Below are 13,787 nucleotides of genomic sequence, written 5' to 3' on the forward strand. Positions count from 1 at the left end.
GACATCTCTGTCACATGCTCAGCATACTTACGAAATCATTTCGTTTGGGGAAAATTAAAGTGAAGGTAGTACCCATGTTCGGTTTGGAGTGCACATCTATATGTATGAGCAGGGACTGCGCTGCCTTTTTCGTTAAATATAACCCCATGCCCGTCGAAGTATGATCAGAATGTTGGGTCGTGGATGTAAAACCTTTCTCGAAAATACGAGGTATATCCTTCGGATCAATACCGCGCCCAAAGTCTTGGACCTCAAGCTGTATTCGATCCCTTTGTTCATAGCTGTGAATGATAATATCGCTGGCATCGCTATATTTGATGGCATTGGTTAAGAGCTGTCTGATGATAAAAGCCAGCCATTTGGCATCACTTAGCACTTCCATTTGCTCAAGTCGGATGTCAAAACCGATCCCTTTTTGGATGCACCATGACTGTAATGCTTTGATTTCTTTAAAAACCAGAGATTTTAAATCCACTTGCTCGACATATAGATCATTTTCAATAAAAGATATGCGTTTGTGATGGAGCTGTTGATCCAGCAGTAAGTGAATTCGTAGCCATTCATAGGTTAACTGAGCTTTTAGGGACTTGTCGTCCAACCGCTCAATCATCAAATGCATGGTGGTTAAAGGTGTTTTTACCTCATGAATCCAGGATAGTAGTTCATCTTTTTCATGTTCAAGTGTCAGTTGATTTTGCGAGATGATCTGTTGTAACCGTTCGGTCTGGTCAGTGATTTTTTGTTCAATGATTTGCTCAAACGGACTCTCCGGTTCGCCTATACCCGTTAGTTCTAGAGGGCTCTCCCATTCTTCTAATGTGGTATAGAATTTAGTTTCCTTGAGATAGCGAATGATTAAAAAAACCAAGAAAATCATCATAGATAAGAAGACGATATAAAGGATCGGCATTAATGGAATTGCTGCATCCACATAAGCGATGAACAGGATCAGGAATTGCTGACACACAAACAGTAGAATCCAGCTCAACCTTTCCCTCAGATATTTTTTAATCATAGGCAGGTGCCTCTTCTGTAGCCATGTAGCCTTGCCCCACTTTCGTTTCAATGAAACGGCCCAAATCCAGCTCGTCCAATTTTTTACGCAGGCGGTTCAAGTTGACGGTCAGGGTATTGTCGCTGACAAAACGTTCATCATCCCAGAGGCTTTTAATTAATTCCTCCCGAGAGACAATTTTATTCTTTTGTTCAATCAGCAGCTTTAATATATAAATTTCGTTCTTGGTTAATTCGATGGAGCCAGCCTCATTGGCTACTACATTTTTTTCATAATCGACCGTCGCTCCACGCCATGTTTTCAGGGAAACAGGTTCTGTATTGTAATTGTATACACGGCGAAGTGTCGCCTGTAATTTTGCAATCAGTACATCAAAATGAAACGGTTTTTGGATAAAATCATCCGCTCCAAGCTGCATTGACATCACTATATCCGTAGGGTGATCCCGCGATGATAAAAAGATGATCGGGACGTTAGAGTGGGATCGAATCATTCGACACCAATGAAAACCATCAAATTTCGGTAATTGAATATCAATCACGACCAGATCAGGCTTTATCGTTGTGAATTCTTGAATGACTTTACTAAAATCCTGGATACCGTACACATCATATGCCCATTGAGTTAACCTGTCCTTTATTTCATGGAACAAAGTTTCATCATCTTCAATCAGCAAGATTTTAAACAACGATTTCACCACTTTTTAATTTTTTTATATAAAGTGTATAGCAAAATTTGTTTATGTGCTATATGGGGTTGAATCAACTTGATATTGCGATAATCTGCTGTTAATAGTTGAGGTTTATAGTTGGTTTATATCTACAATCTCATACCGTTAAAAGGATGGATGCATGGATGGGGATTCACACCTATTTTCGATCGCTAAATGAGTTGGAAAGAATTATCCGTTGTCCGGGCAAGTTTAAATTCGAGGAACATAGTGTATCGGCTCATTCCTGGAAAGTAGTACAATATGCCAAAACGCTAGCTGATATTGAAGAGAGAAACGGTGTCTGCATTGACTGGAAAAAACTATACGAGATTACCAGCAGTCACGATTATGGGGAGATTTTTATTGGAGACATTAAAACGCCTGTTAAGCATTCCTCCAAGGAACTCCGGCTATTAATCCAGCAGGTCGAAGAGGGTATGATTGAGTATTTTATTGAAGAGAATATTCCCGAGGATTTTAAAGCGATTTTCCGCAAACAGCTAAGAGAAGGTAAAGATGATTCTGTTGAAGGTTTAATTTTAGAAGTAGCGGATAAAATGGATCAGGTGTATGAAGCATTTGCCGAGCTTCAGCGGGGGAATACGGAAAAAGAATTTATCGTGATGTATCGCAATGCGCTTGTAAAAATCAAAAATATTAAATTGAAATGCGTTGAATATTTTTTGGAAAATATCCTACCAGATATGGTAAAGGAAGAAACGCCTTCATCCATTGATATCAAAAAGATTACGGAAGAGGCTTTAGCTCTGTAAAAGAATTTCCTTACCATCTTTCAGAAGCTGTGAAGCGCTTCTGTTCATACATAATTATAGGCTTATTTGTAATAAGCAGCTCCTAAGTAAAATTAAAGAGCCAAAGCAGCAGTTGATTGAACTGCTACTTTGGCTTCTTTTAGATTGAGAAGCACGGAAGAGCTATGCTTATTTTGAAAATGGATTCGGGAAGTTGGTTTTAGTGGCTGCATTTTGTTGCTTGGTATTGCCAATTCCCAGTTCACCATTTCTATTAAATCCCCAGGACCAGACGGTCCCATCGGCTGTCAAAGCATGGGAGTGGGTTCCTGCTGCACTGAATGCTACTACATCGGTTAGTGGCGTGTTAGTGTCATCTACAACTTGGGATGGGACTTTAACAGAAAATACATCGGTCCCGTCACCTACCTGTCCTTCATTATTAGTTCCCCAACCCCAAAGAGTTCCGTCATTTTTCAGCGCGAAAGTTTGGGTTTTGCCTGCTTTCAGTCTATTTACGTCGGAAATGTTGATCAATACAGGTGATCTTCTAAAGGTAGAGGTTCCATCCCCCAGCTTACCAGAAGTATTGCTACCCGAAGCGTATACTTCCCCGCTGTTCGTTAATACATAAATACGGTCAGCTCCAGCGGTAAAGGTTTTGATATCATCAATTCGGTATTGAACAGGGGTAAGCTGGTTTTCTTTATCGTCCTGTCCCAGAGCGCCATCATAACCACGCCCCCATACCCATAACTGATTATTTTTGTCTAGAGCTGCGCCAAAGCTATCACCAGCGTCAATGGCTACAATATCTTCTAAGCCTTGTACCTGGACAGGCTTAACGGAAAAGGCGGAAACTCCTTTGGTGCCAATGCCCAGTTGCCCAAAGTTGTTTTCTCCATAAGCCCACACCGTACCGTCATTTTTGAGGGCAAGTGTAAATTGACCTCCTGCTCTCACTTCCTTAACATTATCAATATATTTGTTTTTAACAGGGACTTTTGCCGTATCCCGCTTGTTCCCTGTTCCTAGTTCGCCGTAACTTGCAAAACCCCAAGACCAGATCGTTCCGTCTTTTTTGAGTAAGGTTGAGTGCAAATCACCAGCATCAATCATAGCGATGTCAGATACATCTGCTTGCATCGGGCTTGTTTTATTATTCCCTCCGCCAGCGCCCACGCCGAGCTTGCCATTGCCGTTACTTCCCGTTGCGTAAAATGAAGATCCATCTTCCATAGCCAAGTAAGCGTTAGTGGTCCCTGCTGAAAGCAAATGGTCGTAATTCACGGCAGAATCGGCGCTTGCCGTAATGGAGCTCCCCACTAGAAGTGTTGATGCGGCAAGAGCTGTTAGAGCGAGTTTTTTTAACATATAAACTACACACCTTTCGAAATAGTAATGGATGAATACATGATGAAAGCAACCAAATTGTTCCTGTCACGTCTTATTAGTAAGTCGCAAATGATAAACCAGATTAGGGAGGATCACTGATGAGAAAAGGAGTTTTTGTCCTAGTCTTACTTGTATCAGCCTTATTGTCGGCATGTTCTAAAACGGAATCGGCGTCGCCAGTTAAACAACCTCATACAAATGAAGTGGTGGCTCAATCCATTTTTGATTTAGAACGTCTGGAAAGCACAACGGTATACACGGGGCGTGCTAAAATTAAAAGCATCGAAAAAATGGATAAAGAGATCGAACAACCATTGGCAGCCCCCAGCATGGATTATTTGATCCGATTTGAACAGCCGGTTCAATTTGCTCAAGAACTACCTCAAAGTGAAGATCCAACGGAGAAGCCTATCCAATCGGTCTATATATCCGTTCCAGACACACATATTTATAAGCAGATGGATGGTCAGCGGAGGCAATTAATCCGTCCGGCAGAATTACAGGTGGGGCAATCCATTGAAGTCTCCTATGTGTACCCTGCAACACCTGTTTTCCTAGCATTGGAAGTGGTCGTGCTGGATGATTTGTAGAGGAGGCCAGTAAGGCCTCCTTACTCCTATGGAAGCACGTCATAAGGCTTAGGTGATGTTAATAAGTTTCACCATGTTGTAGATATAACGTGTTTGCTCATATTTGACCATAGTGCCTGCAGAATTTTTGACCTGAATGCCGGACGAGCCTCCACCATCCAGAAGAATGGCTTCGAAGCAATCCTGCTTGATAAAATAGTTGCGAAGTTGTTTCAGCGTCGCATTTTCATGAACAACCAGGTAGACCTGCCAAATGTTATTGACGACTTTGAAGCCCAAGCCTGTCCGTCCGATGGATTCGGTGTATCGTAAGGTTCCGTTCAGATCGAAATTTTCAATCTCTTTCAGCTCCTTGAGCCATACTTCTTCCTCATTCTTCAGTGACAGACTACCGCCGCTAATAATGGATTTGTACTTAATGGCCGTTCCCATTTGTTTTTTGAGATCCGTCAGACTTGAAGTACGGGTAATCCCTATTTTTGTTTTGTTGCTTTCCGTAAAAATAAATGCAGTACCTCGACTATTCTCTTTGGCATTTGCCTTAATATCGTGAGTGTTATTAGGTGTCACCGCCATGGATAAACCTTGAGTTGGTGGTTTTGTGGTGCTGATAGGGTAAAAGAAGCCCCCATTAATCCCGTAATCGGTTTGCTGTGTGATCCGGCTTCGAATATTTTTATTTTGAATATTCGAGGCTGGCGTAATGATCACATGGAAACCATCAGACGTTTTAGTGTAAGAGTAGTTTGCTGGCATGGGAAACCTCCAATTAGATGATTTTGAAACAGAATCTCGCGCGATAATTCGTTTCTCATATATATAGGAAATTTGCACTTGTCTTTTACAACCCGGAAATCAGATTTTTCTAAAAAAATTTGAAACATCATATACAAGACACCACTTGACTTAAAGTTAACTTTAAGTAGTAACATACTGGATGTGACGTGGTGATTAGGAAATACGTAACTAATCTGACAATTTGGGAGTGATAAAATTGAAAAAGAAACAACTGGGTAACAGCGAGCTTCAAGTATCTGCTCTGGGTCTGGGCTGCATGGGAATGTCCGAGTATTATGGTGAGTTGGATGATCAGAAATCGATCAAAACACTTCATCGTGCGTTGGAGCTGGGGATCAACTTCTGGGATACAGCCGATGTGTACGGTGTGGGGAAAAATGAAAAACTGATCAGTCAAGTCCTGCGCAGCCACCGGGATGAGGTAGTGTTGGCTACCAAATTCTCCATTATGCGCGGAGAGGATGGGGGATTCCTGGGTGTCAGCGGCCGTCCTGAATATGTAAAACAGGCATGTGATCGCAGCCTGCTGAGATTGGGTGTAGATGTGATTGATTTGTACTACCAGCACCGTGTTGACCCGAATGTGCCTATTGAAGAAACGGTAGGTGCGATGAGTGATCTGGTTCAAGCGGGAAAAGTCCGCTATCTGGGGCTATCCGAAGCGTCTCCTGCACTGATCAGACGTGCTCACAAGGTACACCCGATTACAGCGTTGCAAACAGAATACTCCTTATGGAGCCGGGAAGCGGAAGATGAGGTTATACCCACATGTAAGGAGCTGGGCATCGAATTTGTGGCCTACAGTCCACTGGGCCGCGGCTTTTTGAGTGGGCAAATTCAGAAGTTTGATGATTTTGCAGAAGATGATTTCCGTCGCACGGTGCCGCGTTTTCAGCCTGAGAATTTCCAGAAGAATCTGGATCTCGTGCAGCATGTTAAGGATCTTGCGGCTCAAAAAGGAGTCAAGCCTTCTCAGCTTGCTTTGGCCTGGCTGCTTGCGCAAGAGGGAATTGTACCGATTCCCGGTACTAAACGGGTCACGTATTTAGAGGAAAATGCAGGGGCAGTGAATGTGGGCTTGTCCGCAGAGGAAATGGAGACTATTAACGCAATCATCCCCAAAGGAATGGCAGCGGGCCTTCGTTACCCGGCAGAGCGGATGCCAAATTGGCAAGCGGAATAATGAGGACCACGAAATAACCCCCAAAGTCGTCTTTAACGCCAATCAGCGTAACGGACGGCTTTGGGGGCTTTATATATACGCAAGAACGTGCTTCGTATAATGTCGAAGGCATCCTTTTACAAAACAGGAGCTTGCAATGCGGTATTGATATTTTGCAGATCCATCGACAGCTGCTCGTTTACGTTCCATGGGTGATACCAGCCGCGTTCGATCATGTACGTTGAGATTTGCTCATGCATATCAATAGCTTCATCCAGTTGTTTTGTAAGCATAGCTTTAATTTCTGGAGTTCCCGCTTCCGTTACAGCCATGGCGTAATTTCTCACACCGCTTTTGGCGGTGTTTAAGAAATCGGCAGCAATCACTTGGTCGGTTAAAATATTTAGTCCGGTCAAATGCTCCAAGAGTATGTTCATTGTTTTACCTCCTGTGATGACGAGGCTTGATTTAAAATGTTACCCAACTCTTGCAATTGCCGTGTTGTTAGGTCAACATCCTTTTGCAATATAGCTTTGAGGACCGGATCTGAGATCAATGCTTGCATTGTTTTAGATTTGGTAAGGCACACTGTTTTGAATGCTGACAATTCATGGACTTCAAGTGTTTCGTGCAGGCCATACACCATACGACATTTGCCTCCAGTCCAATAGATAGTTAAGGTTTAAGTACAACTTTGATGCAATTGTCTTGTCTGGTATCGAAAATTTCATACCCCCGTTTGGCATCGCTTAGCGGAATAACGTGTGTGACAACGTCCCCAGGGTCAACCTTCCCCGTATCGATCAGCTCATACATATAAGGCATATAGTGAATCACAGGAGCCTGTCCAGTACGCAAATTAACATTTCGCTGAAAAATGTCTCCCAGAGGAAAACCGTTATATCGACCGCCGTATACCCCGGTAACTTGAATGGTGCCGCCTTTGCGGACAGCCTGTGTAGCTATGATCAGCCCTCCTAAAGCTCCACCGTGAAGCTTAAGCCCGGAAGCCAAGGACTCCAGCGGAGACATTTTGCCGCTCATGCCGGAGCAGTCAATAACTACGTCCGCGCCTCCTTTGGTTATTTCCTTGAGGTAGTTGCCGACGTTTTCTTGCGATTCCACATTCACGATCTCCACGTGATTGGTGCGCTTCGCATGTTGCAGACGATAATCGAGATAGTCTGCCGCAATGACTCGTTTAGCCCCTTTGAACCAGGCGAACTTTTGCGCTAACAGACCTACCGGTCCACAGCCGATAATAACGACGGTATCCCCATCCTTCACTCCGGCATTATCGACGCTCCAGAATGCAGTAGTCATGGCATCAGCAATCAGGCAAAGCTTCTCGTCAGGATGTTCACAACTCTCCGGAATTTTGAAGTGAGTAAAGTTGGCAAAAGGCACACGCAAATATTCAGCTTGTCCACCTGGATATCCACCAGTTGTCCCGGAGTAGCCGAAGAAACCGCCCATCTCTCCATTTTCATTCGAATGATCACATTGGCTTTCCAATTGGTTTTTACAGTAAAAGCATTCCCCGCACGCGATGTTGAAGGGAATGATCACGCGATCTCCCTTTATCAAGTTAGTCACGCCGCTGCCGACTTCTTCTACAACCCCCATCGGCTCATGCCCAATTACATAATCCTCTTGTAGATTCGGAATCATTCCATGAATGAGATGCAGATCTGAACCACAAATAGCGGTTGTTGTCAGTCTGATAATCGCATCATCGGCTTTTTGAATACTCGGGTCCGGAACATCTTTAACCACAACGTTTTTGATACCTTGGTAGGTCACTGCTTTCATGCCTGGTTTCCTCCCATATGTTCGTCCGGCGTGCGATCAAACATACCTTTGCGGGTGGTATCGTCTGGGAACAGTTTCATTTTACTGATGTCCACCGTCTTATTGGCTGACAGTTGATCCAATTGATATTGCTTTTGCAGATCATAGGGATGAAACCATTTTTTTCGTACCATAAGATCGGTAATTTCCTGATGAAGCGCAATGCCTTGATGCAGTTGATTACGTAATAGGGTTCTGGCATCGGTAGAGACAGTTTCTGTCAAAGCTATTGCTGTGTTCCGAACCCCTTCCTTGACGCGAACCAGAAAATCCATTGCAAGGGTCGTGTCTGCCATTTCCGGCATATTTAATGAGTTTTTTGGGTCCACATAATCCATTTTAGCGGACTGGGTCTGGTTAGGTGTCACATCATTCACCTCAATTTAAAATTGGTGTTGGGCGGAAGTCAGGAACAGGCGCTTGAAACGGTGCTTTAGCATAGATTGCTTGCAAATCGGCAATAGCCTGAATAGATTGCTGAACATCTTTTTCCATTAAATCCTTTAGCTCTTGATCGAATACTAAGCCCTGCATTAATTTGGACTTCGCTAAACATAAGGTTTTGAAGTTAAGGACTTCGTGGATTTCCAGGGACTCATGTGCCGCTAATGTAGGCTGTTGGCTTGTCATAGGATCACCTTTCTTTTATGACTCTCGAAGGTATTTTGTCCAGCATAACTAGGTTTATTCCGAAAGGAAGGATCGTGCTATTCGGCTTCAACCTTGCCAAGTGCTTTTTTGGCCGGTCCTTCAATGACTTCGCCTTGATATGAAAAGCGTGAGCCATGACATGGGCAATCCCATGTTCTTTCGGCCTCGTTCCAGTCAACTTCACAGCCCATATGGGTGCACGTAGTGTCCACCAGGTGCAGTGCTCCTTGTGGATCTCGATATGCGCCCGCCCTTTTGCCGTTTACCCGGACGACTGCCCCTTCGTCTTGCTGGAGTTCTTCGGCTTTTTTATAGCTGATTTCCAGCTTACCAGCAATCAAGTGCTTCGCCACATTCGCATTTTGAGTTACAAATGTTTTAATGTCAGGGTCTGCATGAAATCTTGAAGGGGAGAAAAGATCCTGATACGGGCTTTCCTTTCTGGTTATCAGATTCGTATTTAATAAAGCTGCCGCGACACTTGTCGTCATCCCCCATTTTCTATACCCTGTAGCAACGAGGATGTTGGAAACATCGGATAGTTCCTGCCCAATATAAGGGAGCTTGTCTAACGAGTACAGGTCCTGTGCCGACCAGCGATAGACGATTTCCTTTAATCCAAATGTTTGCTCTGCGAACTTTTCTAAAGCTTCATAGTATTGAAATGTGCAGATTCCTTGACCCATTTTGTGGCCTTCGCCACCGACGATGACCATCGGTTCACCGTTTATTAGTACAGAGCGAAGCGAACGTTTGGGGGTTTCCGCACTTAGGTACATACCACCCGGATAGGTTTTGTCCGTCTTGACCGCTAGTACATAAGACCGCTCGGCATGCAATCGCGCAAAATAAAGACTGTTTGGATCATTGAACGGAAAATGAGAGGAGGATACGACATAGTTGCAGGTAATCTTGTGCCCGTCGCTTGTATTAATAATAGAGGGGGTTCCTTTATCCACACCCACAACGGTGGTCTGTTCATAAATCTTCCCGCCTTGCCGGATGACTTGATTGGCTAGATACCTTAAGAAAGGAATCGGATTAAACTGAGCTTGGTTTTCCATCATAATAGCTGCTTTAGTTGAAAAGGGCAGAGGCGTTTGTTCGACATAACTTCCCGGGATGCCAAGTTCCTTGTAAGCTTTATATTCGTCGTTGATTTTTTCCACATGCGTATCCGCACATGTATAAACGTAGGCATCTTCTTCTGCAAATTGACAATCGATATGATACTCTTCTACCGTTTGTCTGATGAATTCAAGAGCATCGCGGTTAGCTTCATAATAGAGTTGGGTTTTCTCTTTACCAAAATGTGAGAGGAACTCGCTATAGATCAAATCATGTTGTGCGGTAATTTTGGCGGTGGTATGGCCCGTTGTTCCATGAAGTATCCGCCCTGCGTCAACGACTGCGACGTTTAGTCCTTTTTTAGAAAGTAAATAAGCAGTGGTAATACCGGTGATCCCCGCACCTACAATAGCAACATCCACCTGAATATCTTCATTAAGCTTGGGGAAATTGGGGACGTCAGTTGAAGCTAACCAATACGATTCTGGAAATTGCGGGAAGGTTGTATGACACTCGTCTTGTTTCATTTTCACAAGCACCCCTTTGATTACAACTATTGTATACATTGTTATCATTGTATGATTTTATATACCTAAAAAAGGGATACTTTCAGCCAGCTTTTATCTTGTTTTCAGCTTGACCGGGTACAATCAAGGCAATTTTCCCGGGGAGGATGCATAACAATGAAAACAAAGATGAAGAAGACGGTTTGGATTCCGGCAATCATCGCAGTTACGGTAGCGGCTCTACTCCTAATCTACTATTACTACATGTCCTCGGTTTCCGGCGGCAAGCCTGGCATGCAACCTCCGGGAGGCGGCAGTGTACCAGGGCACATGGGCGGACGTCCCGGCGGAAAAGGTGGTGGGGGAAACGGGGAAATATTTAATACCTTGGGCACGATCTCCGTTTTTCTTGGGGCGGCCTCTTTCTGTTGGTTCTGGTTTAAGAAGAAACTGAGATCGCCGTCAATGTTGGTTCGAAAGGCCGGAAAGTTGTTTCACTCCTTGCATAAACTGCTGGGTTGGGCGACCTTGATTCTTATTGCCGTTCATGGCGTCTATTTCCTGATTACCAAACTTCAAGATCATAAAACCTACTCCGGCCTTGCAGCCTTTGCTATTATAGTGGCAATCTCCGGGTACGGCTTCTATATTAATAAAGTACGTAACAAGTGGATGCGAACCATCCATCGTATACTTGGACTGCTGTGGGTTCCCGTGCTGCTGCTACATGTAGGCGGAACAGCAATTATGGCGATCGTCTCCACCCTTGCTGTGGGCGGACTTGTCTGGGCGCTCGAAAGAATGGCGGGAAGAACGACGAAACCTGTCGCAGGGGATACTCTATAATTTTATGGAATGGTGTTACCTTCATCTGGGGGAGAACAAGATGCTGGCGGAGGCGGTTGATATATTGGTTGCGGTTACATTCTTTACGTTGTATTACAAACTCCTACGTTCTTAATAGGACGTAGGAGTTTGTTTTATTTAAAGAGTATGAAATAAAACAAGCTAGTTACCTAATCCGAGTGCGAATTGTCCTAGTATATGAAAAGTAGCAGAACAGAAGTTATGCTCTTCCGTTAACCAGAATAACGTTAGCTTGAGTTCCTGATTGGCGCAGTTTAATTAAGGGCGCGTAGTCATCGGAATAATAGAACTGCTTGGCAGCCTCGTAAGTCGGGAATTCGTGAACTACGACTATTGACGGCTTCCATGTGCCTTCCAGTGTCTCGGGCTGTGGATCTAGCGTAAGGTTGCGGAATCCCGGAACTTCCTGCAGCAGCGCATCTGCTAGCTCTGCGTATTGTTTGAAAACAGCTTCTTCCTCTACTTTTATATCTACGATAACATATGCGCTCATATCCATTCTCCTCTGTATGTCGGACGGTGATCATACGTCCTAGGACTTCGCCGGCGAGCATCTTTAGCTTAATCCGACACGCGGAGATTGTAAATTAGGCACTTTTTTTATCCTCAGTTTCATTTATTACACTGGTTCGTTATTTCAGGTTTGAAAAGTCGGAGAGATGATGTTCGGCCTGAAACCGTTCTCCCCAAGCCTTCATTTGGGTGAGTATTGACTCAAGCGAAGCTCCGAGCGGGGTTAGCGAGTATTCCACTTTAGGCGGAACAAGGTGATGAACTTCACGGTGAATGAGATTGTCTGCTTCTAACTCTCGTAGTTGGAGGGTCAGCATTTTTTGAGTGGCCGTGGGAAGTGCCCGCCGCAGTTCTTGAAACCGCTTAGTTCCACCCAGCAATTCGTACAGAATGATTCCTTTCCACTTTCCGCCGATAATGCTCAAGGTTACTTCCACCGGACAGCCTTTAGTCGGCGTGCAATTAACTCCATTGTTCAGCCGTTTTCTCAACGATATCATCCCCTTTCACTTTGTTATTATACCAATATTATACTGGGCAGTTTAGTTCAGATACAGCGATCCAAGGCAGCACTTGACTTCAAGTTAACTTTAATAAGCAGCATCTAGTAGCAAGCCGAGTAATTCCAGCCTTATATCCCCAAAGCTGTCTTAACGCGGATCGGCGCGAAAGGTGGCTTTGGGGGGCATACATATGCAGCTAAGGACGTGGTTTGAAGATGCCGAAAGGACGTCCTACAGGCAGGAATGTACGGCCAAAATGTGCATTCAGAACAGCAGCTCCTGTACCGTACAGCGAGAGTAAACCAATGCCCATTTCAGCATAAGCAGCGATGGTGTGGAACACCTCTGGGGCGATGCCGAATGCATCGAAGCTAAGGCCGAGGAACAGAAAATCAATCAACACAAAAATAAAAAATAGAACCTTGTGCGTCTCCATGGCTCCAATGGTCATGAAGAGCGTAAAGATGAGATAGCCGGCAAAGGCAACGCCGAGCTGCCTACCATCCACCGCTGATGCCAGCTCTGAGCCGAATACGCCCATTTTAATCATCCAGCTACTAGCTACGGCTAACCAGAAGAAGGCGTAAGCGCCAAATGCCGTCATGCCAAAGGTGTTGTTATGCTTTGCATCCTGAATGCAGGCAAACAGCTGTGCAAAGGCACCCAGGAAGATAGCCCAAGGAATAATAAAGCTCAAGCCCTCGGTGAGACCAAGCTTTTGGGATGAAGCTACAAGCGTTACAATGGCCAAGCCAAACAGGCCGATCGCGCTCGGATCGGCCGTTATGATTTTTACGTTAGAATGAGATTCATTTTGCATGAAAAAATAGAAGCCTCCAATAATATTTAAGTACGTGTCAATCTGCCGATGCCAGAATCACACTGACATATTGTAACGGAAACCAACCTACTCCGCATAGTAGGGAAATCATAAAATTCCTCCCGATCTGTTAGTAATGGGGCAAGAATTTATGGAATGGTGTTACCTTCATCTTTGTGGTAATATTTACACCTATATAGAATGAGGAAGTGACATAGTGATTAATATAACGATTCCAACTCCGGATATCACAATTACCAAACAGGTTAACCCTGAGCTCAGCCATATTTATGGATTTACAGATTTCCACCTGATTCCTAGAGATAAGGCTGGTATCTTTATGTTCTACAATGCACAGGAGGAATTACTGTTCGTTGGTAAAGCAAGAAAGTTAAGACCCAGAATCAAAAAGCATTTTGAAGATAACGTATCGCCGATCAAGGCTAATCGGAACGAAGTGGCGATTATTGAGGTCTGTATTGTGGAAGATGCGGTAGATCGTGAAATTTATGAAACCTACATCATCAATTCGCAAAAGGCTAAATATAACGTTGAAAAAGTGTTTTTTAAGTAAAGAAGCAACT

General features: G+C 44.1%; 18 protein-coding genes. 5 read left to right on the plus strand and 13 right to left on the minus strand.

The window, feature by feature from the left end; all coding sequences use genetic code 11:
• Positions 1 to 10: 10 nt before the first annotated feature.
• Both C0638_RS08345 and C0638_RS08350 read right to left on the minus strand, forming a co-directional pair.
• Positions 11 to 1,015: a sensor histidine kinase gene (locus C0638_RS08345; RefSeq protein ID WP_040102519.1), complete on the minus strand. Its 1,005-nt coding sequence runs from the start codon at positions 1,013 to 1,015 to the stop codon at positions 11 to 13.
• Positions 1,008 to 1,703 carry a response regulator transcription factor gene (locus C0638_RS08350; protein WP_058711924.1) on the minus strand — a complete coding sequence of 232 codons (696 nt, stop codon included), beginning with the start codon at positions 1,701 to 1,703 and terminating at the stop codon, positions 1,008 to 1,010. The genes C0638_RS08345 and C0638_RS08350 overlap by 8 nt, the downstream gene beginning before the upstream one ends.
• Before the next feature lie 167 nt (positions 1,704 to 1,870).
• Here C0638_RS08350 and C0638_RS08355 point away from each other — a divergent pair, with 167 nt between their 5' ends.
• Positions 1,871 to 2,500, plus strand: a complete 630-nt coding sequence (locus C0638_RS08355; protein ID WP_025675722.1) for a YfbR-like 5'-deoxynucleotidase — start codon at positions 1,871 to 1,873, stop codon at positions 2,498 to 2,500.
• A 168-nt stretch (positions 2,501 to 2,668) separates the two neighbouring features.
• Here the strand turns inward: C0638_RS08355 and C0638_RS08360 are convergent, their stop codons facing one another.
• Positions 2,669 to 3,853, minus strand: coding sequence for an RCC1 domain-containing protein (locus C0638_RS08360; RefSeq protein WP_013373795.1), 1,185 nt, complete (start codon positions 3,851 to 3,853; stop codon positions 2,669 to 2,671).
• A 119-nt stretch (positions 3,854 to 3,972) separates the two neighbouring features.
• Between C0638_RS08360 and C0638_RS08365 the strand changes: the two genes are divergently transcribed.
• On the plus strand, positions 3,973 to 4,464 hold the full coding sequence (locus C0638_RS08365; protein WP_013373794.1) for a hypothetical protein: 492 nt from the start codon (positions 3,973 to 3,975) through the stop codon (positions 4,462 to 4,464).
• Positions 4,465 to 4,512: 48 nt separating this feature from the next.
• Here C0638_RS08365 and C0638_RS08370 read toward each other — a convergent pair whose 3' ends face one another.
• A complete protein-coding gene (locus tag C0638_RS08370) occupies positions 4,513 to 5,220 on the minus strand; it encodes a phosphodiester glycosidase family protein (RefSeq protein WP_058711923.1) in 708 nt (235 codons plus the stop codon).
• A gap of 238 nt (positions 5,221 to 5,458) precedes the next feature.
• On the opposite strand from C0638_RS08370, the gene C0638_RS08375 reads away from it, so the two are divergent.
• Complete coding sequence (locus tag C0638_RS08375) at positions 5,459 to 6,445, plus strand: aldo/keto reductase (protein ID WP_058711922.1); 987 nt, start codon at positions 5,459 to 5,461, stop codon at positions 6,443 to 6,445.
• A gap of 116 nt (positions 6,446 to 6,561) precedes the next feature.
• Here the strand turns inward: C0638_RS08375 and C0638_RS08380 are convergent, their stop codons facing one another.
• The 6 genes from C0638_RS08380 to C0638_RS08405 form a co-directional block, all read right to left on the minus strand.
• Positions 6,562 to 6,861 (minus strand): spore coat protein, encoded by a 300-nt coding sequence (locus tag C0638_RS08380; RefSeq protein ID WP_013373790.1) that lies wholly within the window; start codon positions 6,859 to 6,861, stop codon positions 6,562 to 6,564.
• A complete protein-coding gene (locus C0638_RS25615) occupies positions 6,858 to 7,070 on the minus strand; it encodes a hypothetical protein (RefSeq protein WP_013373789.1) in 213 nt (70 codons plus the stop codon). Before C0638_RS25615 ends, C0638_RS08380 begins: the two co-directional genes overlap by 4 nt.
• A gap of 29 nt (positions 7,071 to 7,099) precedes the next feature.
• The gene (locus C0638_RS08390) at positions 7,100 to 8,236 is read right to left on the minus strand and encodes a zinc-dependent alcohol dehydrogenase (protein WP_058711921.1); all 1,137 of its coding nucleotides are present in this window, start codon (positions 8,234 to 8,236) and stop codon (positions 7,100 to 7,102) included.
• On the minus strand, positions 8,233 to 8,613 hold the full coding sequence (locus tag C0638_RS08395; protein WP_043886153.1) for a spore coat protein: 381 nt from the start codon (positions 8,611 to 8,613) through the stop codon (positions 8,233 to 8,235). Before C0638_RS08395 ends, C0638_RS08390 begins: the two co-directional genes overlap by 4 nt.
• Before the next feature lie 40 nt (positions 8,614 to 8,653).
• Positions 8,654 to 8,905 (minus strand): hypothetical protein, encoded by a 252-nt coding sequence (locus C0638_RS08400; protein ID WP_040102524.1) that lies wholly within the window; start codon positions 8,903 to 8,905, stop codon positions 8,654 to 8,656.
• A 77-nt stretch (positions 8,906 to 8,982) separates the two neighbouring features.
• Positions 8,983 to 10,521 carry an FAD-dependent oxidoreductase gene (locus C0638_RS08405; RefSeq protein WP_102163415.1) on the minus strand — a complete coding sequence of 513 codons (1,539 nt, stop codon included), beginning with the start codon at positions 10,519 to 10,521 and terminating at the stop codon, positions 8,983 to 8,985.
• A gap of 156 nt (positions 10,522 to 10,677) precedes the next feature.
• Here C0638_RS08405 and C0638_RS08410 point away from each other — a divergent pair, with 156 nt between their 5' ends.
• The gene (locus C0638_RS08410) at positions 10,678 to 11,346 is read left to right on the plus strand and encodes a hypothetical protein (RefSeq protein WP_058711919.1); all 669 of its coding nucleotides are present in this window, start codon (positions 10,678 to 10,680) and stop codon (positions 11,344 to 11,346) included.
• A 220-nt stretch (positions 11,347 to 11,566) separates the two neighbouring features.
• Here the strand turns inward: C0638_RS08410 and C0638_RS08415 are convergent, their stop codons facing one another.
• The 3 genes from C0638_RS08415 to C0638_RS08425 form a co-directional block, all read right to left on the minus strand.
• On the minus strand, positions 11,567 to 11,860 hold the full coding sequence (locus tag C0638_RS08415; protein WP_013373783.1) for a DUF1330 domain-containing protein: 294 nt from the start codon (positions 11,858 to 11,860) through the stop codon (positions 11,567 to 11,569).
• A gap of 139 nt (positions 11,861 to 11,999) precedes the next feature.
• Positions 12,000 to 12,371 carry a winged helix-turn-helix transcriptional regulator gene (locus C0638_RS08420; protein ID WP_058711918.1) on the minus strand — a complete coding sequence of 124 codons (372 nt, stop codon included), beginning with the start codon at positions 12,369 to 12,371 and terminating at the stop codon, positions 12,000 to 12,002.
• Positions 12,372 to 12,579: 208 nt separating this feature from the next.
• Positions 12,580 to 13,203 carry an acetate uptake transporter gene (locus tag C0638_RS08425; protein ID WP_013373781.1) on the minus strand — a complete coding sequence of 208 codons (624 nt, stop codon included), beginning with the start codon at positions 13,201 to 13,203 and terminating at the stop codon, positions 12,580 to 12,582.
• A 217-nt stretch (positions 13,204 to 13,420) separates the two neighbouring features.
• Here C0638_RS08425 and C0638_RS08430 point away from each other — a divergent pair, with 217 nt between their 5' ends.
• The gene (locus C0638_RS08430; protein WP_016822573.1) at positions 13,421 to 13,777 is read left to right on the plus strand and encodes a nucleotide excision repair endonuclease; all 357 of its coding nucleotides are present in this window, start codon (positions 13,421 to 13,423) and stop codon (positions 13,775 to 13,777) included.
• Positions 13,778 to 13,787: the final 10 nt, after the last annotated feature.

The sequence above is a fragment of the Paenibacillus sp. lzh-N1 genome (genome assembly GCF_002872435.1).
Taxonomy (GTDB): domain Bacteria; phylum Bacillota; class Bacilli; order Paenibacillales; family Paenibacillaceae; genus Paenibacillus; species Paenibacillus polymyxa_C.

Coding starts and splice junctions, on each gene's coding strand:
- C0638_RS08405 (WP_102163415.1), bottom strand. CDS start 10,521: ATGAAACAAGACGAGTGTCATACAACCTTCCCGCAATTTCCAGAATCG.
- C0638_RS08395 (WP_043886153.1), bottom strand. CDS start 8,613: ATGGATTATGTGGACCCAAAAAACTCATTAAATATGCCGGAAATGGCA.
- C0638_RS08345 (WP_040102519.1), bottom strand. CDS start 1,015: ATGATTAAAAAATATCTGAGGGAAAGGTTGAGCTGGATTCTACTGTTT.
- C0638_RS08380 (WP_013373790.1), bottom strand. CDS start 6,861: ATGAACATACTCTTGGAGCATTTGACCGGACTAAATATTTTAACCGAC.
- C0638_RS08415 (WP_013373783.1), bottom strand. CDS start 11,860: ATGAGCGCATATGTTATCGTAGATATAAAAGTAGAGGAAGAAGCTGTT.
- C0638_RS08400 (WP_040102524.1), bottom strand. CDS start 8,905: ATGACAAGCCAACAGCCTACATTAGCGGCACATGAGTCCCTGGAAATC.
- C0638_RS08425 (WP_013373781.1), bottom strand. CDS start 13,203: ATGCAAAATGAATCTCATTCTAACGTAAAAATCATAACGGCCGATCCG.
- C0638_RS08370 (WP_058711923.1), bottom strand. CDS start 5,220: ATGCCAGCAAACTACTCTTACACTAAAACGTCTGATGGTTTCCATGTG.
- C0638_RS08365 (WP_013373794.1), top strand. CDS start 3,973: ATGAGAAAAGGAGTTTTTGTCCTAGTCTTACTTGTATCAGCCTTATTG.
- C0638_RS08360 (WP_013373795.1), bottom strand. CDS start 3,853: ATGTTAAAAAAACTCGCTCTAACAGCTCTTGCCGCATCAACACTTCTA.
- C0638_RS08355 (WP_025675722.1), top strand. CDS start 1,871: ATGGGGATTCACACCTATTTTCGATCGCTAAATGAGTTGGAAAGAATT.
- C0638_RS08390 (WP_058711921.1), bottom strand. CDS start 8,236: ATGAAAGCAGTGACCTACCAAGGTATCAAAAACGTTGTGGTTAAAGAT.
- C0638_RS25615 (WP_013373789.1), bottom strand. CDS start 7,070: ATGGTGTATGGCCTGCACGAAACACTTGAAGTCCATGAATTGTCAGCA.
- C0638_RS08410 (WP_058711919.1), top strand. CDS start 10,678: ATGAAAACAAAGATGAAGAAGACGGTTTGGATTCCGGCAATCATCGCA.